Origin of the sequence: Moorena sp. SIO3A2 (assembly GCF_010672265.1) — a bacterium.
In the GTDB taxonomy this organism is placed as follows: Bacteria; Cyanobacteriota; Cyanobacteriia; order Cyanobacteriales; family Coleofasciculaceae; genus Moorena; species Moorena producens.
This window is the reverse complement of record NZ_JAAHHC010000048.1, coordinates 24,345-45,922: the sequence shown is the minus strand read 5'-3', so window position 1 is coordinate 45,922 and position 21,578 is coordinate 24,345. Positions and strand designations below refer to the sequence as shown.

At 42.8% G+C, this 21,578-nt stretch carries 20 protein-coding genes; 10 read left to right on the top strand and 10 right to left on the bottom strand.

The window, feature by feature from the left end; genetic code table 11:
• Positions 1 to 269: 269 nt before the first annotated feature.
• Positions 270 to 1,382 (top strand): metallophosphoesterase family protein, encoded by a 1,113-nt coding sequence (locus F6K64_RS31440; RefSeq protein WP_008186576.1) that lies wholly within the window; start codon positions 270 to 272, stop codon positions 1,380 to 1,382.
• A 64-nt stretch (positions 1,383 to 1,446) separates the two neighbouring features.
• Here the strand turns inward: F6K64_RS31440 and F6K64_RS31435 are convergent, their stop codons facing one another.
• Positions 1,447 to 2,994 (bottom strand): FecR domain-containing protein, encoded by a 1,548-nt coding sequence (locus F6K64_RS31435; RefSeq protein ID WP_287267428.1) that lies wholly within the window; start codon positions 2,992 to 2,994, stop codon positions 1,447 to 1,449.
• Between the two features lie 672 nt (positions 2,995 to 3,666).
• On the opposite strand from F6K64_RS31435, the gene F6K64_RS31430 reads away from it, so the two are divergent.
• Positions 3,667 to 4,851: a hypothetical protein gene (locus tag F6K64_RS31430; RefSeq protein WP_008186572.1), complete on the top strand. Its 1,185-nt coding sequence runs from the start codon at positions 3,667 to 3,669 to the stop codon at positions 4,849 to 4,851.
• 177 nt (positions 4,852 to 5,028) lie between these two features.
• On the top strand, positions 5,029 to 6,420 hold the full coding sequence (gene trxB / locus F6K64_RS31425; protein WP_008186570.1) for a thioredoxin-disulfide reductase: 1,392 nt from the start codon (positions 5,029 to 5,031) through the stop codon (positions 6,418 to 6,420).
• A 142-nt stretch (positions 6,421 to 6,562) separates the two neighbouring features.
• On the opposite strand, the gene F6K64_RS31420 is transcribed toward trxB, so the two are convergent.
• Complete coding sequence (locus F6K64_RS31420; protein ID WP_075873661.1) at positions 6,563 to 6,751, bottom strand: hypothetical protein; 189 nt, start codon at positions 6,749 to 6,751, stop codon at positions 6,563 to 6,565.
• Here F6K64_RS31420 and F6K64_RS31415 point away from each other — a divergent pair.
• From F6K64_RS31415 to F6K64_RS31405, 3 genes are all read left to right on the top strand, one after another.
• Complete coding sequence (locus tag F6K64_RS31415) at positions 6,730 to 7,614, top strand: ABC transporter permease (RefSeq protein WP_044493863.1); 885 nt, start codon at positions 6,730 to 6,732, stop codon at positions 7,612 to 7,614. The genes F6K64_RS31420 and F6K64_RS31415 overlap by 22 nt on opposite strands.
• Positions 7,615 to 7,697: 83 nt before the next feature.
• Entirely contained in the window at positions 7,698 to 8,585 is an 888-nt protein-coding gene (locus F6K64_RS31410) for an ROK family protein (protein WP_008186567.1), read from the top strand.
• A gap of 406 nt (positions 8,586 to 8,991) precedes the next feature.
• Positions 8,992 to 9,540: a Uma2 family endonuclease gene (locus F6K64_RS31405; RefSeq protein ID WP_008186564.1), complete on the top strand. Its 549-nt coding sequence runs from the start codon at positions 8,992 to 8,994 to the stop codon at positions 9,538 to 9,540.
• Between the two features lie 183 nt (positions 9,541 to 9,723).
• Here F6K64_RS31405 and F6K64_RS31400 read toward each other — a convergent pair whose 3' ends face one another.
• The 4 genes from F6K64_RS31400 to F6K64_RS31385 form a co-directional block, all read right to left on the bottom strand.
• The gene (locus tag F6K64_RS31400; protein WP_287256594.1) at positions 9,724 to 10,080 is read right to left on the bottom strand and encodes a four helix bundle protein; all 357 of its coding nucleotides are present in this window, start codon (positions 10,078 to 10,080) and stop codon (positions 9,724 to 9,726) included.
• 1,228 nt (positions 10,081 to 11,308) lie between these two features.
• Positions 11,309 to 14,551 (bottom strand): CHAT domain-containing protein, encoded by a 3,243-nt coding sequence (locus F6K64_RS31395; protein ID WP_287267426.1) that lies wholly within the window; start codon positions 14,549 to 14,551, stop codon positions 11,309 to 11,311.
• A gap of 31 nt (positions 14,552 to 14,582) precedes the next feature.
• On the bottom strand, positions 14,583 to 14,930 hold the full coding sequence (locus F6K64_RS31390) for a hypothetical protein (RefSeq protein ID WP_131827280.1): 348 nt from the start codon (positions 14,928 to 14,930) through the stop codon (positions 14,583 to 14,585).
• Between the two features lie 39 nt (positions 14,931 to 14,969).
• Positions 14,970 to 15,614: a hypothetical protein gene (locus F6K64_RS31385; protein WP_131827279.1), complete on the bottom strand. Its 645-nt coding sequence runs from the start codon at positions 15,612 to 15,614 to the stop codon at positions 14,970 to 14,972.
• Between the two features lie 357 nt (positions 15,615 to 15,971).
• Between F6K64_RS31385 and F6K64_RS31380 the strand changes: the two genes are divergently transcribed.
• Positions 15,972 to 16,127: a hypothetical protein gene (locus F6K64_RS31380; RefSeq protein WP_154659849.1), complete on the top strand. Its 156-nt coding sequence runs from the start codon at positions 15,972 to 15,974 to the stop codon at positions 16,125 to 16,127.
• Positions 16,128 to 16,135: 8 nt separating this feature from the next.
• Here the strand turns inward: F6K64_RS31380 and F6K64_RS31375 are convergent, their stop codons facing one another.
• Entirely contained in the window at positions 16,136 to 16,330 is a 195-nt protein-coding gene (locus F6K64_RS31375; protein WP_287257369.1) for a hypothetical protein, read from the bottom strand.
• A 71-nt stretch (positions 16,331 to 16,401) separates the two neighbouring features.
• Between F6K64_RS31375 and F6K64_RS31370 the strand changes: the two genes are divergently transcribed.
• A complete protein-coding gene (locus F6K64_RS31370) occupies positions 16,402 to 17,265 on the top strand; it encodes an Rpn family recombination-promoting nuclease/putative transposase (protein ID WP_287267424.1) in 864 nt (287 codons plus the stop codon).
• 52 nt (positions 17,266 to 17,317) lie between these two features.
• Here F6K64_RS31370 and F6K64_RS31365 read toward each other — a convergent pair whose 3' ends face one another.
• Positions 17,318 to 17,674 (bottom strand): hypothetical protein, encoded by a 357-nt coding sequence (locus F6K64_RS31365; RefSeq protein ID WP_287257479.1) that lies wholly within the window; start codon positions 17,672 to 17,674, stop codon positions 17,318 to 17,320.
• Positions 17,675 to 17,811: 137 nt separating this feature from the next.
• On the opposite strand from F6K64_RS31365, the gene F6K64_RS31360 reads away from it, so the two are divergent.
• The gene (locus F6K64_RS31360) at positions 17,812 to 18,042 is read left to right on the top strand and encodes a hypothetical protein (protein ID WP_008178072.1); all 231 of its coding nucleotides are present in this window, start codon (positions 17,812 to 17,814) and stop codon (positions 18,040 to 18,042) included.
• A gap of 707 nt (positions 18,043 to 18,749) precedes the next feature.
• Positions 18,750 to 19,844, top strand: coding sequence for a cyclic nucleotide-binding domain-containing protein (locus F6K64_RS31355; protein WP_287255280.1), 1,095 nt, complete (start codon positions 18,750 to 18,752; stop codon positions 19,842 to 19,844).
• Between the two features lie 135 nt (positions 19,845 to 19,979).
• On the opposite strand, the gene F6K64_RS31350 is transcribed toward F6K64_RS31355, so the two are convergent.
• On the bottom strand, positions 19,980 to 20,354 hold the full coding sequence (locus tag F6K64_RS31350; RefSeq protein ID WP_008178068.1) for a Nif11-like leader peptide family natural product precursor: 375 nt from the start codon (positions 20,352 to 20,354) through the stop codon (positions 19,980 to 19,982).
• A 330-nt stretch (positions 20,355 to 20,684) separates the two neighbouring features.
• Positions 20,685 to 21,509: an inositol monophosphatase family protein gene (locus tag F6K64_RS31345; protein ID WP_008178066.1), complete on the bottom strand. Its 825-nt coding sequence runs from the start codon at positions 21,507 to 21,509 to the stop codon at positions 20,685 to 20,687.
• Positions 21,510 to 21,578: the final 69 nt, after the last annotated feature.

The window sequence follows — 21,578 nt, the reverse complement described above, 5'->3', positions numbered from 1 at the left end:
TCCTCCTAGGGCGATTTACTCGCCCTAGGAGGCGCGCACCTCAATGAAGGCAATTCCAACTCATCTGTATTTATCCTAAATGTAATCTTTAAAGTTTTTTATAGACTAAAGCCTAATTATGTCAGGCTAAATTAAAGATTATCCATTATTGTTTAGGTGAGCAGTTAAATTGAACCTAAACAAGGGGTTGTAATGGTATAAAAGCAAAGGTCATGAGCGATAATTTTAATAATAATTAAACTAGGGGTTAATCAAGAAAAGTTTTAGTTATGAGTTTAAATTTTCGCTTTGCCGTGGTAAGTGACCTACATATCGGGTTACCCCACACCATCTGGGATCATCCCAATCGGTTTCATTTGGTAGAAGTTAGTATTCCAGTCCTAGAAAGGATTCTGGAGGATTTAGAGCAGGAAGCCTTGGATTTCCTCCTCCTACCAGGAGACTTAACCCAGCATGGTGAACCAGACAATCATGCCTGGTTACAAAAGCGATTGAGCCAGTTGCCTTTTCCAGTGTACGTCGTACCTGGAAATCATGATGTCCCCAATATCTTACCCAATGAACACTCGATTGGACTAAAGGAATTTCCCTACTACTATCGCCAATTTGGTTATGAAAATCCCGAGCAGTTGTACTATACCTGTGAAGTTTTGCCTGGAGTACAGCTGATTGGGTTAAATTCTAACCAGTTCGATACCGGTGGTAAACAGGTAGGGCGTCTTGATCAGCAACAGCTGATCTGGCTTGAGCAAGTGCTTCCCCAGTGCCAGGATAAATTGGTGCTGGTGATGGTGCATCACAATGTCATCGAGCATTTGCCGGATCAAGCTAACCATCCCTTGGGACATCGGTATATCTTGGAAAATGCTCCAGTATTACACAATATTCTCAAAACTGCTGGGGTCAATCTACTATTTACAGGTCACTTGCATGTACAGGATATCGCCTATCAAGAGGGAGTCTACGAAATCACAACAGGTTCATTAGTTAGCTATCCTCACCCCTACCGGATATTGCAGTTGTGTACCGATAATCAGGGCAAAAGATGGTTGCAAATTGAATCTCATCGAGTGGAATCAGTCCCTGGTTGGGAAAACCTAACCCAAATATCTAGAGAATGGATGAGCGATCGCTCTTATCCATTCATGGTGAAACTCCTGACTTCTCCCCCCTTAAATTTACCCGATTCAGATGCCCAGAAACTTGCTCCCAGTCTACGCTACTTCTGGGCTCATATTGCTGATGGTGATGCTGTATTCAACTTTCCTGAGTTTCCTACCCCAGTTCGTCGCTATTTTGAGTCATTTAGCACCCATACCAGTGATGGTAAACCTGCTCTGATTGATAATCAGACCACTCTGTTGCTGACAAAAAACCAATGACTAAGACGGCTTTTATTGAAGAAATTCAACCACCACAACTAACCTCATAAGCTCAGGGATTTCCTCAACCAGGAAAGCCATCCTCTACTCCTTGACCTTGACCAGGAAAGCCATCCTCTACTCCTTGACCTTGACCAGGAAAGCCATCCTCTACTCCTTGACCTTGACCAGGGAAGTCATCCTCTACTCCTTGACCTTGATCCGGTAGCTGAACAGGAATTTCCGTTTCCGGCTCGGGTTCGGGTTCTGGCTCAGGTTCCGGCTCAGGCTCAGGTTCCGGCTCAGGTTCCGGCTCCGGTTCCGGCTCAGGTTCAGGTTCAGGCTCGGGTTCAGGTTCAGGTTCCGGCTCCGGTTCCGGCTCAGGTTCCGGCTCAGGCTCAGGTTCCGGCTCAGGCTCAGGTTCAGGTTCCGGCTCGGGTTCAGGTTCCGGCTCAGGTTCCGGCTCAGGCTCAGGTTCCGGCTCAGGCTCAGGCTCAGGTTCCGGCTCCGGTTCCGGCTCCGGCTCCGGTTCCGGTTCGGGCTCCGGTTCGGGCTCCGGTTCCGGTTCGGGCTCAGGTTCCGGCTCAGGTTCCGGCTCCGGTTCCGGCTCCGGTTCCGGCTCCGGTTCGGGCTCCGGTTCCGGTTCCGGTTCCGGCTCTAGTGGTTTGTCAACGTCTTCGGGATCCAGTTCAACAGTTTCATCATCCTGCTCAGTGTTAAGAAACTCACCGGTTTCTAAGGTAGACCTAATATCTAACTGGTTAACCTGATCAGTGATATCAGCATTGGAATTCTCAGAACCCACATCTTGATCGAAGACATCAACACCAGGATCAATCACAGTAAAATCAGCACTGGGAAACTCGTCCGATTCACTCCCCCGAAGACGAATGAAAGTAGGATTAACTATTATGTTGTTGCCCATAATAGGATCTTGCGCCTCTAGAGCATCTGCAATTTCCCCTCGCACTAAATCCAAAGCTTGATCTGGACTATCCGCCGGTTCTGTCTGGGTCAAATTCAGCCCCTTGACTAATTCACTGGTTTCATAAAACTCTCTGAGGTCAAATTCATAAACCTGCTCAATTCGATCCTCGGTTATGACCACGATCTGCCCAGCTTTTAATTCCCGACCTTGAGAACGAGTGCGATTATAGACCACAATACCGCTATTGGTCAGAGCTCCGACAATTGTTGTATTGGTGTCAGTGATATATCGCATGAACAGAGCTGACCCCCTAATCCCAGCTACAGCATTGGGTGTACGCACTCGAGTTTTACCCCGATCTGGAGGAATTAATAGCAGCAGTGTGCCATTGGATAGCTCAAAGGTACGACTTCTAGGTATAAATCGAAAGACAGCTAACTCTCCTTGTCGGGCTAGGGAACCATCATTGAAGCGCAGTTGAGCCATGGAGGAGCGAGCTGTTACCAGTGCATCTCCTATAGTCATGGCATCAGATGGACGGGCTGGTCGAGCTGACTGATTTTGAGGAATCAATCGCACTCGGTTACGTAGCTTCTCTACCACAGCACGAGTTAAAGGAATTTCGGCACTGACTGGTTTAGAAAAAATTAGTGAATTAACGCTCCATAGAGAGATGGAAAGTACTAGGACTGTCTTGCGAAACACGGGGCAACTCCAATAGCTCAAAGGTCAGTATTTTCAGGTAGTTGAGAGGTCAGCATTCAGCTATCAGCCATCAGCTGATTTAACAGAAATTAAACGAATGCTTAGCTATTTTCTTGATGCAGTCGCGTTTTCGACGCTGGGACTTTCCCGATAAGAACCTCAAGTAGCGTGCGTGGCACAGGCTTCGACGCTGGGAGGTAGCGCATTAGCTGATAGCTTACGGGGCTTTGGCGTTGCCTTCTCGAAAAGTAGGTACAAAACTCTCCTATACGAGATTCTGTAGGCTCTAATGCAAATCAGGATATTTTTTCCTCAGAGTAGTATGAAATACAGGTTGGTCAATCCTGAAAACACGGCTGGTCGTTAGTAATTATTAGCTGGGAGAAAAATCCTCTACCTACATTGAGCAATTTTGGTAAGCTGTTGCCCATTTAACTTGTCTATTGTTTAGTCTAGGTAAAAACACCAAACCCCTTTCCCATCATTCTCGGTGGCTCTGCCCCCTTGCCGATTCAATCTATCAATTAGATGCCTCAAAGCTTAGCAATGACTATTCTATAACAATGATTATTCAAACGTGATAGAGGTTTTAAGTTTAATTTTTGCTACAGATAAATTAGCGTTTATAAGCCTAAATAAACTTTTAGTAAATTAATGTTTTTTTGATTAAATATGGTATCAAAAAATAAAAATATTCACGACGAATATGATGATATTAAGGCTCCCCAGCACCAGATTAAAAAAAACTATTTAGCAACTTTGGGACATCTAATTTTATTAAGTACACTGACAATCAGTAAACCCGCTTGGTCTGGATGTCACCCTATAGACAGTATTTCCCATCAGTCAGCAGTCAGTTTAGTGTTTAGTGGTACAGAAAACCAAGCTAATACTAATCAGCTAAAACAGCATTGTACTCCTAAGTTATCTCAGGTTAAAATCGGGAGTGGTGGAGAACTATTATCTTCCTTTGTTGTTAGTGAGCACTCATCGGGTTCTAGCTCAACTGAGGTAGTTGACAGGTCACAGATATCTCAAGGTAAACCTGCTTCTGGAGATAATCGTTCAAACTCAGATTCCAAAGCTAATGATCGAGACCCGGAACTGGGGGTGCTGCGTTTGCGGCTCCAAGAAAAACCACCGACTCCCCGTAAACCTACAGTATATTTACAGGGTAGAGTCAGTTATTTCAGAAGCGATAATATTTTCGCTGGAGTCGATCCAGTTGATGATGGTTTGTTGAAACCAGGACTAACCCTATTAGCTCTACCATCCCTCGGACCTGACACTAAGCTCATAACGTCAGTAAGTGGTAATGTAGTGCGTTATGGAGATAGATCCCAACTTGATTATAATCAACTGAAAGTTAAGCTGGGAGTTCGTCAGCAGCTATTGAAAAGAACCTATGGGGAGTTAGGATGGAGCAATCAACAGTTATTCAAGCAAGAGGGAGGCGATCGCTTCGCTCATTATAATTCTCTGTATCTTAGACTCAGCCGACGGGATTGGTTAGCAAAGCACTTAGCCTTAGATACGTCCTATAAGTTAAACCTACGTTTTGCTGATCCAGACACACGATCTAAGATTAGTAATGTTTTCAGAGCATCTTTAGCCTATTACCCCTACCCCCGATTTAAAGCAGCTATTAATTACCAAATTGCCTTATCTGATTATACCGAAAGGGAACGGTATGATGACTATCATCAGTTAATTGGTCGTGTCAGTTATAAGATTTCTAGCAATAGTCAAATTTATTTGTATGGTGGACAAAGCTTTGGTTCGTCGTCCAACTCCAGAATTAATTTTGATGGGACAGTTTTCGGTACAGGGATGAGTTTTAATTTACCTCTGTTTTGAGCAAGTCAGATTGTACGCTTTTCAGCAGCCAGCCGTCAGCCGTCAGCCGTCAGCCGTCAGCTGAATTCTTACCTCCAAAGCGCCCCTATTCACAATTTAAATGTATGACAGCATTAGCTAAGTTGTATATGGTATAATAATTTATAATAAAAGCGTAGTCGTTATGAGTTTGCTTTAATGTCCAACTCCCCTGTAGAAAATCTTGTCATCATCGGTTCTGGTCCTGCCGGTTACACAGCAGCGATTTATGGCGCACGAGCTAACCTGAAACCCTTAATGTTTGAAGGCTTCCAAGCTGGGGGAATCCCTGGTGGACAGCTGATGACTACCACAGAAGTAGAAAACTTCCCTGGCTTCCCAGAGGGAATCACCGGACCTCAATTAATGGAACGGATGAAGGCTCAAGCAGAACGCTGGGGAACGGAATGCTATACCGAAGATGTGATCTTTGTAGATTTAAGTCAGCGTCCCTTCATTGTGCGCTCTGAGGAACGGGAAGTAAAAACCCATAGTATTGTGATTGCTACCGGAGCAACAGCGAAACGGTTGCATTTACCCAGCGAAGCTCAGTACTGGAGTAATGGTATCTCAGCTTGTGCCATCTGTGATGGTGCATCTCCCCTTTTCAGTGGTCAGGAAGTGGCGGTAGTCGGGGCGGGTGACTCAGCGGCAGAGGAAGCTGTATATTTGACCAAGTATGGCTCCCATGTTCATATGCTAGTACGTCGGGATGAGATGCGAGCTAGTAAAACCATGCAAGACCGGGTGTTGAATAATCCCAAAATTACTATTCACTGGAATACTCAGCCAGTGGATGTGTTTGGAGAAAATGGTTCGATGACTGGGGTAAGAGTCCAGGATACTCAAACTGGTGAACAAAAGGATATTTCAGTTCGGGGAATGTTTTACGCTATTGGTCACACTCCTAACACGTCCTTGTTTAGAGGACAACTGGAGTTAGATCAGGTGGGTTACATTGTCACTAAATCCGGCTCGGTGGAAACCAGTGTAGAGGGAGTCTATGCGGTTGGTGATGTCCAAGACCATGAGTTCCGTCAAGCCATCACTGCGGCTGGGACAGGTTGTATGGGGGCTATGTTAGCAGAACGCTGGCTATCTGCCAATAACCTAACTCATGAGTATCATCAACAACCGGCATCAGAACAGCCAACGGCTGAAAAACCTGAAGAAACGGAAGAAAAACCAATAGCTGAGACGGCGGAAACCTTTGATATCAAGGAAACACGCCATCTGGGGGGCTATGCCTTGCGTAAACTGTTCCATGAAAGCGATCGCATAATCATGGTCAAGTATATTTCCCCCAGTTGTGGTCCTTGTAAGGTTCTCAAGCCCATGCTGGATAAAGTAGTAGATGAGTATAATGGCAAAATTCACTTTGTCGAGATCGATATTGACCAAGACAAAGAAATAGCTGAAAATGCTCAAGTGGTGGGAACACCTACCGTACAGTTATTTAAGGACAAAGAGTTCCTAGCGGAATTTAAAGGAATTAAGCAAAAGAGTCAGTATCGTCAAGCCATTGAACGCCATTTACCTACTACTGTTTAATAGATAGGCAAAAGGCAAAAGGCAAAAGGCAAAAGGCAAAAGGTAGACAAGATTGTTTATCTGATCAGTATGATAAATGCGTAAGCTTTCAGCTGTCAGCCGTCAGCTTATTTTATTCAAAAGCTGTTCGGTATAGCATGCGTTATGGGCATAAACTGTTCGCTGTAGCGTGACTACAGACCCAAAGCTGATAGCTGTTCGGTGTAGCGTGCGCGTAGTGCATTAGCTGATAGCTGATAGCTGATAGCTGATAGCTGATAGCTGATAGCTGATAGCTTACATAAATGCTATGACTATCAAGGATGAAGGATGACCTCAACCAAACAATCATTCCCCAGCTTTTTGTCTTTTACTAGAGGGCCTAGTCTATCCATCAAACTAATGGTAGCGGGACTAGTGATTACTGGGTGCTTTATCGTAGTAGCCCTTTTCGCTCCCACCTTTCAAGCTTGGGGATGGCTACAAGACCCTACCCAGTCCCTCAGTAATCCCATTCATGAACCACCGAGCTGGAATCACTGGTTTGGTACCTCTCGCCAGGGTTATGATGTCTTCTCTCGCACCTGGTTTGGCTCTCAAGCTGCTCTAAAAGTAGTCGTTCTCGCCACCACCCTCAGCCTGATAATTGGTGTCCCTTTGGGGTTAATAAGTGGTTATCTCGGTGGCAAACTCGATCGGGTATTACTGTTTTTAATGGATACGATCTATACCTTGCCAGGACTACTGCTATCGGTGACTCTGGCCTTTGTAGTCGGTAGAGGAGTCTTCAATGCTGCGATCGCATTAAGTATTTCCTATGTCCCCCAATACTATCGGGTAGTCCGGAATCACACCACTAGCGTCAAAACTGAATTGTTCATCGAAGCCGCTCAAGCCCTGGGAGCTTCCCCTGGTAGGATATTATCGCGCTACCTATTTCTCAATGTGATTCAAAGTGTACCAGTTCTATTTACCCTCAACGCCGCTGATGCCATTTTAATCTTGGGAGGACTGGGATTTTTAGGATTAGGATTGCCAGAACAAACCCCAGAGTGGGGTCATGACTTACGTCAAGCCCTCGATGCCTTACCAACTGGCATTTGGTGGACAGCGCTTTTCCCTGGTTTAGCCATGACACTGATGGTGGTAGGATTGTCCTTAGTAGGAGAAGGATTAAGTGAGTTGATTAATCCCCGATTTCGTCAGAAACATTGAAATTTTATAAAACCCTCTTGCATTTTGCCTTTTGCCTTTTGCCTTTTGCCTTAAAATGACTCAGGACAAATGACTCAAAACTAATGACCCAAGCCATAGGCATTGATTTAGGTGGCACTGCGATTAAGTTGGGACGCTTCCGTGAAGATGGAACCGAACTGGAGTCTCTAACAGTAGATACACCCCAACCTGCAACACCGACAGCGGTGATCGAAGCAATAGTAGCAGCAATCTCTCGTCTCGATACCAGGGAAGACGTGATTGGTATCGGGCTTGGATGTCCTGGCCCTGCCGATGTTGCTGGTAGAATTGCTAAGGTTGCGATTAACCTAACGGATTGGCACGATGTTCCCCTAGCCGATGAGTTAGAAGCCAAAGTCGGTTATCCCACAGTTGTTGCTAATGATGCTAACTGTGCTGGTTTAGGAGAAGCTTGGTTAGGGGCTGGTCGTCGGTTTAGGAATTTGATTCTACTCACCCTAGGCACAGGAGTAGGAGGGGCAATAATTTTCGATGGTCAACTCTTCACAGGTCATCTCGGGTCTGCTGGGGAGTTGGGGTTAATTAATCTATATCCCGATGGTCCCGAGTCTAATACTGGTAATCGGGGTTCTCTAGAGCAATACCTTTCCATTAGGGCAATCCGAGGCAACAGTGGCAAAGAACCAGCAGAACTTGGTAAATTAGCCCAGCAAGGAAACCAGGAAGCTTTAGAATTTTGGGCAGATTACGGACGCTTATTAGGGATTGGGCTAACTAGTTTTATTTATCCACTGACACCAGAAGCCATTATCATTGGTGGTGGCATCAGTGCTAGTGCCGAATTTTTCTTGCCAACAACTCTAGCAGAAATAGAGCAACGAGTTTTGCCTTCCTCCCGTACTGGTTTAGAGTTACTTAAAGCAGAATTAGGTAATCGAGCGGGGATGGTGGGAGCAGCACGATTGGCCTGGCAAAAACATCTGAAATGAAGAATGAAGAATTTAGAATGAAGAATTTAGAATGAAGAATTTAGAATTTAGAATTTAGAATTAATTTAGTGCGTAGGGTGTGTTAGGGGCGGGCTTGCCCTAATTTTCCACTTCGTAGCCAGTATTAGAATAGGCCGCCCCGTAACGCACCACCAAGTAGAATTTAGAATTTAGAATTTAGAATTTAGAATTTAGAATTTAGAATTTAGAATTTAGAATTTAGAATTTAGAATTAATTTAGTGCGTAGGGTGGGTTAGGGGCGGGCTTGCCCTCATGTTAAACCTTGAGTACCAGTGTTGGGACAGTCCGTCCGAAAATTGTAACGTCAATTCTTGTCCACTGTTCCCTGTTCCCAGATCCGCTGTTCCCGACAACTGCCGCGAAGTCTATTGATTGCAAAAAACCATGATTGCCAGTCCACAGCCTTACCGGATGACTCCCCAAGAATACCTGGAGTGGGAACCGACTCAAGAGATTCGTTATGAGTATATTGATGGGGAAGTCTTCGCCATGACCGGAGGCTCGAAACCCCACAACCGGATTGCTTTAAATCTGGCCAGTGATCTAAATACTCACCTACAAGACAGTAGCTGTGAGGTTTATATCGCAGATGTGAAGGTAAAAATATCTTCAGTTCGTTCCTACCACTACCCAGATGTAGTAGTAACTTGTGATTCCAGAGATCAAGAGTCTAACCAGTTTATTGAGTATCCCTGTCTAATTGTAGAAGTGCTCTCACCCTCTACAGAGGCATACGACCGGGGGAATAAGTTTGCCAAATACCGTAAGCTAAAAACCTTGCAAGAGTATGTTCTAATCCAGTCAGAGACAATAGGAGTAGAGTGCTTTAGGCGTAATCAGCAAGGGTTTTGGGTACTTTATCCCTATGAAAAAGGGGATACCTTTACCCTCGAAAGTGTCAACTTTTATCATAATGTAGAATTTAGAATGTAGAATTTAGAATTGGGAATTTAGAATTTAGAATTGGGAATTTAGAATTTAGAATTGGGAATTTAGAATTTATTTATAGCGTTTATCATAGCTATGATGTACAGAGATTTTGTTTGCTTATTACCTATTCCTTGTTCCCTAAAATCCATAAATTTGTACCTCATCAGTTTGATAATTACTATAGAATTAGTTTTGAGCCTTAGTGTTTTTAATAATTGCATGAATAATAGAAATTAATTCGTTGGATTCATTGAGTAAAGACAGCAATCTTGGTTCTAGGTTTTTCTCGGTGGCGATTAAGATTTTCAACCAATAATTGGTCTCTCTAGCTTCCTTGAGGGATATACTCATTTTATGAATAAAGTCTCGTTTACTTTCTGCATTTTGTGCTTCCTCAACATTTGCTCCAATACTTGTTCCAGAGCGGATTAATTGTTTGCTTAAATCATATCCAGTTCCACCATTTTGTCTCAGAAATTTACAGAGATTGACTATTCTTACGCTAAACTTTAGCGTTCTTTCTTGTATATCTTTTTTTGTCATTCTTGAGGAGCAGATCTAATTTAAGAATTTACTTTTAGTTTACTTTATCAATAAATGTATAAATATAAAAATGAATAATTTAGAATTTAGAATTAAGAATTAAGAATGAAGAATGAAGAATGAAGAATTTAGTTTTGTAGGGTGGGCAAGGGGAAATAAATTGGTTAGAGCCCTTAAGTTGACCAATCCCCTTGCCCACCAGGATTAACTAATGAAGAATTTAGAATGAAGAATGAAGAATTTAGTTTTGTAGTTTTGTAGGGTGGGCAAGGGGAAATAAATTGCTTGGATCCCTTAAGTTGACCAATTACCTTGCCCACCAGGATTAACTAATGAAGAATTTAGAATGAAGAATGAAGAATTTAGAATGAATTTTTAGCCTTAGCTAGTTTTGTAGGGTGGGCAAGGGGAAATAAATTGCTTGGATCCCTTAAGTTGACCAATTACCTTGCCCACCAGGATTAACTAATGAAGAATTTAGAATGAAGAATGAAGAATTTAGAATGAATTTTTAGCCTTAGCTAGTTTTGTAGGGTGGGCAAGGGGAAATAAATTGCTTGGATCCCTTAAGTTGACCAATTACCTTGCCCACCAGGATTAACTAATGAAGAATTTAGAATGAAGAATGAAGAATTTAGAATGAATTTTTAGCCTTAGCTAGTTTTGTAGGGTGGGCAAGGGGAAATAAATTGCTTGGATCCCTTAAGTTGACCAATTACCTTGCCCACCAGGATTAACTAATGAAGAATTTAGAATGAAGAATGAAGAATTTAGAATGAATTTTTAGCCTTAGCTAGTTTTGTAGGGTGGGCAAGGGGAAATAAATTGCTTGGATCCCTTAAGTTGACCAATTACCTTGCCCACCAGGATTAACTAATGAAGAATTTAGAATGAAGAATGAAGAATTTAGAATGAATTTTTAGCCTTAGCTAGTTTTGTAGGGTGGGCAAGGGGAAATAAATTGGTTAGAGCCCTTAAGTTGACCAATTACCTTGCCCACCCTACAGGATCTGACTTTTTGGTGGGCAAAATTCCTAGAGTTTTCCCTACAGCTGATCTGTGCTCACCTTTTGCCCACCCTACAGATCTGACTTTTTGGTGGGCAAAATTCCTAGAGTTTTCCCTACAGCTGATCTGTGCTCACCTTTTGCCCACCCTACAGGATCTAAATTCTAAATTCTAAATTCTAAATTCTAAATTCTTCATTCTTCATTCTAAATTCTAAATTCTAAATTCCTTGGGAAACAAAACCAGCCCAAAAGAAAGGATGAGCAAAAGGAAAATCTTCCTTACTCAAAGACTCCAAACGCTTTTGCTGTATCTCGAATTTATCGACAATTGTGACCCACTTATCCAACTCTTCCTGATCTCCCTGATCTTTGGCATTCTGTTTAGCAGTATTGGCCTCTTTTAACTTTTGTTCCAGATGTTCCGTTAACTGAGTCTGATAATTATCAGCAAACTCCTTTCCGGTTAAATTGCGCAATTTAATTTGCCCTTGCTGTAGTGCTTGGGAGCGGCTCATCCCTGACCGGCGGCCATGGTAGTAAAAAATCGCTAATAAAGCACTGGCCAAATCATCTACGGACCACTGGGTACTAACCACACTCCTGGCTCCAGCACAGAGAAAACCGGTAGCTAGACTAAGCAAGTCATCAGTAATGTCGGTAACAGTGAAATTAACCTCGCAGGCTGAGGCAAAAACTTCGGAAAGATTGGGCATGCGCCAACCAGGAGTTAAGAGTTGACCCAGGGTAAGGGAACCATCTCCTAACCGTAAATGAGATTCCAAGAGCTCCATGGGGTTAGATTGGGCATGATGGCTGGAGTGGAGGATATGCACTTGCTGGGCTAAGGTGTGGTATGATTTGACCGTGGCATTCCGTCCTTGTAAGCGCTGCTTAGCAGGAACCTGATACATTTCCGCCAGGGTTTTGCATTCAAAACTGGTAAAGGGCAGATCCTCGGTAGCATCTTCGACTATACCCATTTCTTGACCTGGGATTGCTGGGCGTTGGTGGCAATAGTGGAGGATTTGGCAACTGGGAACCAAGCGAATACGAAAGCGATCGCATAAATAAGTAGTGTTGGTAACAGGTTTAGTGCCAGAGGATTTGGAGGATTTGCTGGCGAAGACCATACCCCGATTTTGGGCAAGAGAACTCTTTTCTTGCTCTGCTGCTAATAAACCCTCTTGCTCTCCCCGTTTTAAGGGCAACGCCGCAAAAGGAATCTGATGTAAATATCGATAAGGCACAATAATCAACTCCTCAATCCCAGTCAGATAGTGTCCCACCAGCTCCTGCAACTGCAAGCGCTCAGCAAGTTCCTCAAGAAAATCCCCTATCTTCTGTTTCCATTCACTTTGTGCCTCAACATAGGGCTTGAACCAATTATTGAAGATCCAAATCTGTAAAGTTTTCCACCCCTGTCCTTGACAAGTGAAAACTTGAGGACTGCGATCCTTAAACAGGATAAAAATATGGGTATGCTCTCTTGTTGTGTAAAAACTAAGCAGAGCAGTGGTTGATTCTTCGATTAACTGCTGCATTTGCTCCCAATCGAGATGCTCCACCTGGACTTGTCCTGCCAAAACCGGGTCATAGCGGCGCAGTTGTTGCCAAACTTGCTGTTTTTTTGCCTCTAATTCCTGGATTTCTTTCTGGTATTGTAATAAAGCTTCCCTAGTCAAGGATTGATCAGATTGTTTCACTGGCATTCCCAATGACATGGTTTTATTAGGACTTCCTGCTAGAACTGGAACAACCTCCGAAGCAGAACCAAAACGGAGGAGATTGATACGCTGTTGCAGTTCCTCGTAGTCCTGCAAAAGCTGTTTTACTTCTGGGACAATTTCTCCTCCTTGGTAGAGTTCATTACTAGCCATCATATCTACCAAGCGTTGGGCACGAGAACGTTCAGTATATTCCAGTCCTTTTTCGATCTGACCTAAATTGAGGCAAGCTTGTACTATGTTGCCATATACGTAAATGGAATCAGCAAGAATCTCTTGGCGACGCTCCTCATCAATTGCCCAACTCCGGCTTTGTTCTACCGCTTGGATAGCTAGGGCGTAGCCTTCGATAGCTAGTTGCCAATTGTTATTGTCCAGAGCAAGGTTACCTAAATTGCAAGCTGTGTGCAGACAATCGAGAGGGAAGTTTTCTGGAGTACGGATTTGTAGGGAATTTCTATAATGAGCGATGGCTTGTTCAAGATTATCGGCTCTATCTCCTTTGATTTTTTTATAGGCAACACCGAGATTGTTTTGAGTTGTTGCCCAATCTTGGGGAAATGCCGACTTTGTAAAGATTTTTAGGGCATTTTTATAATGAGCAATGCCTTGTTCTATATTATCAGATTTTTCCCCTTTTATTCTATCAGAGTAGGCATTACCGAGATTGTTTTGAGTCATTGCCCAATTTTGGGGAAATGCGAACTTAGTATAGATTTGTAGAGCATTTTCATAATGAGCGATGGCTTGTTCAATATTATCAGCTCTCTCCCCTTCTATTCCGTTACGGTAGGTATTGCCGAGATTTTGTTGAATCCCTGCCCAATGTTGGGGACATGTGGACTTGGTACAGATTTCTAGGGCATTTTTATAAGCACAGATTGCTTTTTTTAAATTATCTAATTTATGATGATCGGATTGATATAATTTTTGATACAATTTATTTTTTATTGAATGAACATTGCCGATAATAGTTTGGATTTTATATCGTTCAAATAAATTCATTTTCTCATAAATTTTTAGGGCATTGTTTAAATGCAAACTTGCTTGTTCGAGGTTATCGGCTCTATCTCCTTTGATTCTGTTGAAGTAGGCATTGCCGAGATTGGATTGAGTCCTTGCCCATTGTTTAGGAAATGCCGACTTGGTACGGATTTTTAGGGCATCTTTATAAGCACTGATTGCTTCTTCGATATTATCGGCTCTATCTCCTTTGATTCTGTCGACGTAGGCATTGCCGAGATTGTTTTGAGTCATTGCCCAATGTTGGGGAAATGCTGACTTGGTAAAGATTTTTAGGGCATTTATACAATGAGCAATCGCTTGTTCAATATTATCTGCTCTCTTCCCTTTTATTCTCTCACAGTAGGCACCGCCGAGATTGGTTTGAATCATTGCCCAATCTTGGGGAAATGCCTCCAAGGTAAAAACTATATCAATGACTTGATAACTAGCAATGGCAATTTCTAGGTTACTGGCTATGTCGCCCAGAGTAAACTGTTGAATCAAAATGCCGAACTCGAGAATAACTCTAGCAACATCTTCAGCTAATTTTGGCTGAAGTTGAGGGAGGGTTTCCCTTGCCCAAGATTGCAATATCTGCTCTAAATTTTTATCTAGCTTGTCGAGATTCTTTTGGAGTAGGGGGTAAACTGACTGAGGGCGATGGTCAGTTTCAACTGCCCGTAAGATGGACATTAAGAAGTTGCCATACTCTTGAAATTGTTGTTTGTCCATATTAGTCTACTGTGTTTCCTGTTACCTAATTCTAAGCAGATGCTTTTACTACCTGGAATGAGCGATAAAATGCTTGCCAATTATTGCTATCTCCTGCCAACCTTGCCCACAATTCCTTAAGCCGTTCCGGATTCCAAATCGGAACTGGTTCTTCTTGATTAGGAGTTAACCAAGGAAAATCTAAGGAATCTTCTAAGACAATAGCCAGAAACTCCTCTTGCCCTACCGTATCAAATGTTATCTCTTCACACATTGCCCCTGACTGAGGCATCAGCATTTTCTTTTGTGTGAGTCGATTATCTGGAGCAAAAGCTTGGGAAGGACAGACTACATAGTTGGTAACTACATCCTTGTTATCTATACCGCGATTTAGTAACAACAGATGCTTTTGGTTACAATTTAGCTCCACATGCATATACTAAGGAACGTCTACAACAATTTCATGCTTCTTCCTTGTAGGTCCAACCATGCCTTTAATAGAATCTGGAGTAAAACGAAGCCAATGGGAAGGAGATGCCGCTTTTTTAATCAGGGTTTGCCAAAGCCCATCCATTTGCCAGTAAGGGAATTTATGATCCCATAACCAGCCATAAGCAATTCGCCAAGGAGATTGTTTGTCATCCGCTGGTCTTCCTCGTTTATTCTCCCAATTTACCCCATTTTTATTCATTTCCTCCCCAAACTGCTTTTTCAGCTTTTTCAATACTTCGGCCAGGGTAGCATTAATACTTTGTTCATTAAACCCTCCCAGTTTTTCGTCCATTTTGCGAGCAATGTCCACATTCTCTTCTTGCCAGTTTTCAGGACTAAAACGCAGTAGAAAGCATAGTTTTTGGGTTTCGGATCTTTTCGATATCGGGAAAATCTGGTCAGCGATGTATTCAATGAACTGTTGTTGTTGAGATTGTTGGTTGTTCATGGTATTTATCATAAGAAAGGGAGCAGGCAGCAGGCAGCAGGGAGTAGGGAGTAGGCAAGAGGCAAGAGGCAAGAGGCAAGAGGTAGAACAGGCTTCCAGCCTGTGATACTTAACTCCCATAAGCTGTTCGCGTAGCGTGCGCATAGCGCATTAGCTGATAGCTGATGCGCTATGCGCTGAATGCTTAACTAAATTCTGCCATGTAGATTTCGATTTGTGTTAGGTTAACAGCAATTTTTATTTGTTTTTATTTTAGGATATTTTAGTTTATTACTTCATAGTTATAATACCTATTTTTATTTAGGTATATTTTCCAGTAAATACCATCAAAGTTTTTTATATCAAACTCCTATACACCTATTTTTTTAGTCAATAGGCTAGAAGTCAGAAGCATTTTAAGCTATCAGCTATCAGCTATCAGCCATTCGCGTAGCGTGTTTGGCCAAGGCTGACGGCTGACGGCTGAATGCTTACTAACCATTTCACTTGAAAATAATGACTATGACCAAGAAGACTAATCGCAACCGAAAACGTTGGCTATTAATAGAGTTCGTTGTGGAGTTACTAGCTTTATTCCTTGATGCAAACCTAATCATAGTGTTGAATCTTTGCGTGTTGATTTGGCGTTGGCTCAGGGAAGAAGAAGAGGAGGAGTAGGGTCGATATCATAGTTGCCAAAAAGAAAGTAAGTGTGGGAAGGGTGGGGAGATGGGGAGTGTAAGCTCAACAGGATTTTTTTCCCTCTTCCCTCTTCCCTCTTCCCTGCTCCCGTCTTGATGCAGTCGCTCATGGGGGAAACCCCCAAGACCGCGCTGCATCGCTGCTCCCTGCTCCCTAAAACCTAGATATTTGTACCTCACAAGTCTTAGAATTGCTATAGTTGTAGTCTACTACTTGTTTTAGTAAAGGCACCCTCAGCCCAATATCAGCCATGAAATTCATCAGCCCCAAAACCGACTTTGCCTTTAAAAAAATCTTTGCCTCCCAGGAAAGTAAGCCGATTCTGATTAGCTTCCTCAATGCTCTTGTCTATCACAATCAACCTCTCATCCAAGATTTAGAAATTATTGATCCTTATCAGTCTTCTCCTCTGCCAATCCTCAAAGACTCTTTCCTCGATGTGAAAGCTAAGCTGAGGGATGGTTCTCTAGTGATTATTGAAATGCAGGTTTTGCAGGTAGAGTCTTTTGCTCGTCGAGTTTTGTATAACGCAGCTAAAGCTTACTCACTACAATTAGGTAAAGGGGAAGGCTACCGTTATCTCAAACCAGTGATTGCTCTGACCATTACCGATTTTATTATGTTTCCTGAGAATAATCAGGTAATTAATCATTTTGAGTTCCGAGAAAAAAGTACCAACATCAGCTACGTAGAAAATTACTTACAATTATTGTTTGTAGAGTTACCGAAATTTGAGAAGCAGTTGGAGGAGTTAGAAGACTTGGATGAGTTGTGGATGTATTTTTTAAAAAATGCCCCTTCCTTAGATACAGTCCCAGATAAAATGGCACAACTCCCAGAGTTTCAACAGGCATTTGGCATTGCGTCTCAGGCGAATTTAACCAGGAAGGAGTTGGAGGAACTAGGAAAACGAGAAATGTTTATTCATGACCAACAAGGGCTGATTCTTTTTGCTGAGAAACAAGGGATAGAAAAAGGAATGAAACAAGGGAGAGAAGAAGGTGAGAAAGAAAAAGCCCAAACAATTGCACGCCAACTTCTGCCTCTTTTGGATGATGAAACCATTAGCCAAACTACTGGCATACCTGTAGAGGAAATTAGGAAGCTTCGCTGAACAAGTCAAAAAGCAATAGACTAATGAAGAATTTAGAATGAAGAATTTAGAATTAATTTTTAGCATTAGCCAGCCTAGTACGTAGGCTGCGTGATAAGACGGGCTCGTCCTGATTTTTCGCCTCTTCGCTAGTTGGGAAAGTCCGTCCGAAAATATTGATAACGGGCAAGATGCCCATTCCACAAATATTGATAACGGGCAAGATGCCCATTCCACCAAGATGCCCATTCCACCAAGATGCCCATTCCACAAATATTGATAACGGGCAAGATGCCCATTCCACCAAGATGCCCATTCCACCAAGATGCCCATTCCACCAAGATGCCCATTCCACCCACCGGGTCAACCTAAATTGCTCCTGAACTGTTCCCTGTTCCCGATTCCCGATTCCCGATTCCCGACTCCTCACCCAATTGAAAACTGCTGTAATTCAGTAAGCATTGTCCCACATTTCATGGTAGGATCGGTTGGCAAAAAGCTACTGTGCAGGCCCAATCAAAGGGCTTTAGGCAAGGATTTAGAACCTTTCAAAGGAGACAACTAATAATGAACCTGAATGACTTGATCGAAGAAAAATTAAACTATTATGCTCAGAAGATTGTTTCTGGCGGTAGCAAAACCGACGAAATGGCGGTTGGGGAAATTACCTTCTATGTCGCTCTGCGTCGCGTAGTAAATGGTAAAGGAACCCTGCAAGACGTGGGTATGATGGATGCTATCAACGACACCCTCCAAAGCTTAGGACTTGTCGAGGAAGGAAAAACCTTCTACAAATAATTTGCCCATCAATAAGTTTGAGTGATCGGCAATCTTGTAAATTGGATTTTATACCTCAATCCAACCACCACCAAGCAACTTTTTTTGGGAGCATCCCATTTTGGAAACAATATTACCCAAAGCAACGATATTTCAAGGGTTTCAGCCCCCTAAAAAGAGCTAACGTGCCAAATTGGGATGCTCCCCTTTTTTTGGCCTAATATGGCATTGGAGCGGATGTGAAACCAAAAGTGTTTAGCTTTGTTATAAAATGGTTTCACACCGCTCAACTTTACCTTTATGTCGTTTCAGATTAACTGTGGCTAGCTAGCTTGGCTTTTGGCGTTCCTGAATCAAGTAATGAATAGCAGTAGAGTGGGCATCCTGCCCGCTCGACCAGATATTGATAACGGGCAAGATGCCCCTTCCACCAAGATGCCCATTCTACAGGTGTGACCCAAGGGCGCGAGCAATCCCTCGCGCCCTAGGAGGCGCGCACCTACTCTTAAAATCATTCTATTATTCAGCAACGCCTAAAATAGGTAAGCATTGGTTTAATCTGAGTTACGGAAAGCTGACCACTGACCGCTGACAGCTGACTGCTTACTAATTCAGTAATTTCTCGGAATAAATCGAGGATTATTGTAGCTTTCGTAAATCTTAATTTCTGATCAACATAGATTAAAAAACTATAAATTATTATGTTAGGTTTTAATCAAAATAACTTCATGATTCCAATTTCAACTGGCATGGTAATAACGCAGGATTTGCGAAAAGAACTAGAAACTATTGAAATTGATAATAAATACGAAGATTGCCTGTTCATGAAATTAGAGGGGACTATCGTTCAGCCAGATAAAATTGACCTATTCTTAACTATAAACTTTCATGATCAATTTTTAGAACTACCCGGTGGTAGCATCAAACTTGGGCTAACCGGTGGAGAGCTAAGGCTGAACTTAACCAATGGCAAACTTCCCTATTATCACCGTGGTTTCAATGATGATTTTAAGGTTTCCATAGAGAAAAAGCGAAGGTCAAAGCAAGGTAGTAAAATTAACCATGACAATAAGATGTCCATGGGTTTAGACCCTACTTCCAATCAAATTGAGTTCAACCTTGGCACAGAATTAAATCTCAGAAAAAATATCAATCACGAAAAAACTGATGAATTCACCATCATGGATTACCAGATCACATCCAAAGGTGGAGAAAGCAGTCCAGCCTGGGTTTTTGCTGCCAAAAGTGGTGAGCCATTATTAACTGGAACCCTGAGCAGTATATGGTTAGGCAGTAAAGAAATTCCAGCTGGTCATGTCTTGATTCATGAAGGAGAATCTATCAATGCACTCTACATTGTCCTAGATGGCATCTTAACCGTTTCCGTTGAAGCTTGGAAAAGTCTGGAAATTGCTCGATTATCCAACGGTGAAGTAGTCGGAGAAATGTCTTTTGTGAAAGATCATCCCCCTTCCGCTACAGTTAAAGCTTTAGAAGACTCCATTGTGTGGTCAATTGATCGAGCTAAATTAACCCATAAACTAGAGAAAGACCCCCGTTTTGCAGCTCGTTTTTATCGATTGCTTGCTGCTGCTATTGCTGATCGAATACACCTGACCACAATTAGCTTACTTTACTTCGAGAAAGAGTATCAGATAGAAGACCCGATGGCGACTCACCTGAAGATTGATGAACTAACAACGTCCAGTCAATATAGGTTCATGGCTACACCCATTCATAACGAGTCGATCAAAACCTATGAAAAAGTTATTTTAGACAAAACTAAAGCAGCGTTACTGATTAATGGAGTGATTGAATCTTAAGCGATCAGCTATCAGCTATCAGTTTTCAGCCTGACCGCTGACCACTGACCGCTGACCACTGACCACTGACCGCTGAAGGCTGACCGCTGACCGCTGACCGCTGACCGCTGACCGCTGACCGCTGATAGCTGACAATTAATCGTCTTTTTTAATTACTTTAAACTCATCTAGCAATTGCACCCAAGTGATAGCATCTCTCTTGTCATAAACCCACCCGATCAGATTGATATCTCCTGTTTCCCAAGCAAATTTCCACCAAGCATCTAACTGTTCTTCAGTAACATCTAATCCTATTATTTCATTTTTAAAAGTATCACTGGTAGGCTGACTAGAGTGATGCCCCTGGATAAACTGTTGCCAGTCAGCTACGGTAAACTTAAAATCGTAATCCTGTGCTACCTTAACTACCTCTTCTGGATTTCTAGTAGCTATTAGCTGCTGTTTTAAATCTTCTTGTAGAGAAATAGCATGGAAAAATTGAGCAACATTTTCTGTAGAGATTGTAGACATTGTAGATATTAGCTATAAAAAATGCGTCACTCATGGACGCCAGTTAATCGAGTTTACATCTATTATTATAAATAATTAGTCAGCGGTCAGCGGTCAGCCGTCAGTGGTCAGTGGTCAGCGGTCAGCGGTCAGCCGTCAGTGGTCAGCCGTTGGCCTTTGGCTGAAAACTGATAGCTGATAGCTGATAGCTTAATGCTGATAGCTGATAGCTGATAGCTGATAGCTTAATGCTGATAGCTGATAGCTGATAGCTGATAGCTTAATGCTGATAGCTGATAGCTGATAGCTGATAGCTGATAGCTGATAGCTGATAGCTAATAGCTTAATATTTTATTTCCAAGACGATAAAGGTGGTGTCTCTAACAAGGCAGCACTGAGACTGTCGTGAATCTTGGCATTAGTTGCCAGAATCCGCCCAGAATTAATATCAATAGGACTGCCATCATAAGCAGTAACTTTACCACCAGCTTCTTCTAGGATAACGATACCAGCGGCTACATCCCAAGGAGAAAGCCCTCGTTCCCAATAGCCATCCAATCGTCCACTAGCAACATCACACAAATCGATGGATGCAGAACCACTACGGCGAACGCCTTGAGTCAGATGAGTCAGGTAACAGAACTCGGCATAGTTGTTATCGGAAGTCTGCCGCCGGTCATAGGCAAATCCAGTGACTAACAAGCTCTTACCCAGGTCAGAGACTTGGGAAACCTGGATTGGCTGACCATTGCAGGTTGCCCCTAAGCCCACAGCTGCGCACAATAACTCATCCCGAAAGGGATTATATACTGCTCCCACCTGAGGCTTGCCGTCAATCAACAACCCCACAGAGGTAGCAGCAATGGGGTATTGATGGGCATAATTAGTAGTACCATCCAGGGGGTCAATCGCCCATAGGTATTTACTTTCATTGTCTCCCAGTTGACCGGATTCTTCTGCCAGAATCGAATGGTCTGGCACATCGTTTTTGAGTATATCTAAGACTACTGCTTCTGCTTCTTTATCAGCTGCAGTGACTAAATCTCCAGGACGACCTTTCTCTTCTACAGTTTTGAGATTGCCCCAGTAAGTTTTCAAAACATCACCAGCAGCAGTGGCAGCTTTAGCGGCAATATCAAGGAAAGTTTGTAGTTGTTCGGAGGTATGTTCTGTCATTGAGCAGATAACCTGTAGTTTATGAATTAATTCGGTAAGCAGTCAGCAGTCAGCGGTCAGCGCTCAGCT

Excerpts from the sequence above, each read along its gene's own strand:
- F6K64_RS31440 (WP_008186576.1), top strand. The coding sequence starts at position 270 with ATGAGTTTAAATTTTCGCTTTGCCGTGGTAAGTGACCTACATATCGGG.
- F6K64_RS31430 (WP_008186572.1), top strand. The coding sequence starts at position 3,667 with ATGGTATCAAAAAATAAAAATATTCACGACGAATATGATGATATTAAG.
- trxB (WP_008186570.1), top strand. The coding sequence starts at position 5,029 with ATGTCCAACTCCCCTGTAGAAAATCTTGTCATCATCGGTTCTGGTCCT.
- F6K64_RS31415 (WP_044493863.1), top strand. The coding sequence starts at position 6,730 with ATGACCTCAACCAAACAATCATTCCCCAGCTTTTTGTCTTTTACTAGA.
- F6K64_RS31420 (WP_075873661.1), bottom strand. The coding sequence starts at position 6,751 with ATGATTGTTTGGTTGAGGTCATCCTTCATCCTTGATAGTCATAGCATT.
- F6K64_RS31410 (WP_008186567.1), top strand. The coding sequence starts at position 7,698 with ATGACCCAAGCCATAGGCATTGATTTAGGTGGCACTGCGATTAAGTTG.
- F6K64_RS31405 (WP_008186564.1), top strand. The coding sequence starts at position 8,992 with ATGATTGCCAGTCCACAGCCTTACCGGATGACTCCCCAAGAATACCTG.
- F6K64_RS31400 (WP_287256594.1), bottom strand. The coding sequence starts at position 10,080 with ATGACAAAAAAAGATATACAAGAAAGAACGCTAAAGTTTAGCGTAAGA.
- F6K64_RS31395 (WP_287267426.1), bottom strand. The coding sequence starts at position 14,551 with ATGGACAAACAACAATTTCAAGAGTATGGCAACTTCTTAATGTCCATC.
- F6K64_RS31385 (WP_131827279.1), bottom strand. The coding sequence starts at position 15,614 with ATGCGCACGCTACGCGAACAGCTTATGGGAGTTAAGTATCACAGGCTG.
- F6K64_RS31380 (WP_154659849.1), top strand. The coding sequence starts at position 15,972 with ATGACCAAGAAGACTAATCGCAACCGAAAACGTTGGCTATTAATAGAG.
- F6K64_RS31370 (WP_287267424.1), top strand. The coding sequence starts at position 16,402 with ATGAAATTCATCAGCCCCAAAACCGACTTTGCCTTTAAAAAAATCTTT.
- F6K64_RS31360 (WP_008178072.1), top strand. The coding sequence starts at position 17,812 with ATGAACCTGAATGACTTGATCGAAGAAAAATTAAACTATTATGCTCAG.
- F6K64_RS31355 (WP_287255280.1), top strand. The coding sequence starts at position 18,750 with ATGATTCCAATTTCAACTGGCATGGTAATAACGCAGGATTTGCGAAAA.
- F6K64_RS31350 (WP_008178068.1), bottom strand. The coding sequence starts at position 20,354 with ATGTCTACAATCTCTACAGAAAATGTTGCTCAATTTTTCCATGCTATT.
- F6K64_RS31345 (WP_008178066.1), bottom strand. The coding sequence starts at position 21,509 with ATGACAGAACATACCTCCGAACAACTACAAACTTTCCTTGATATTGCC.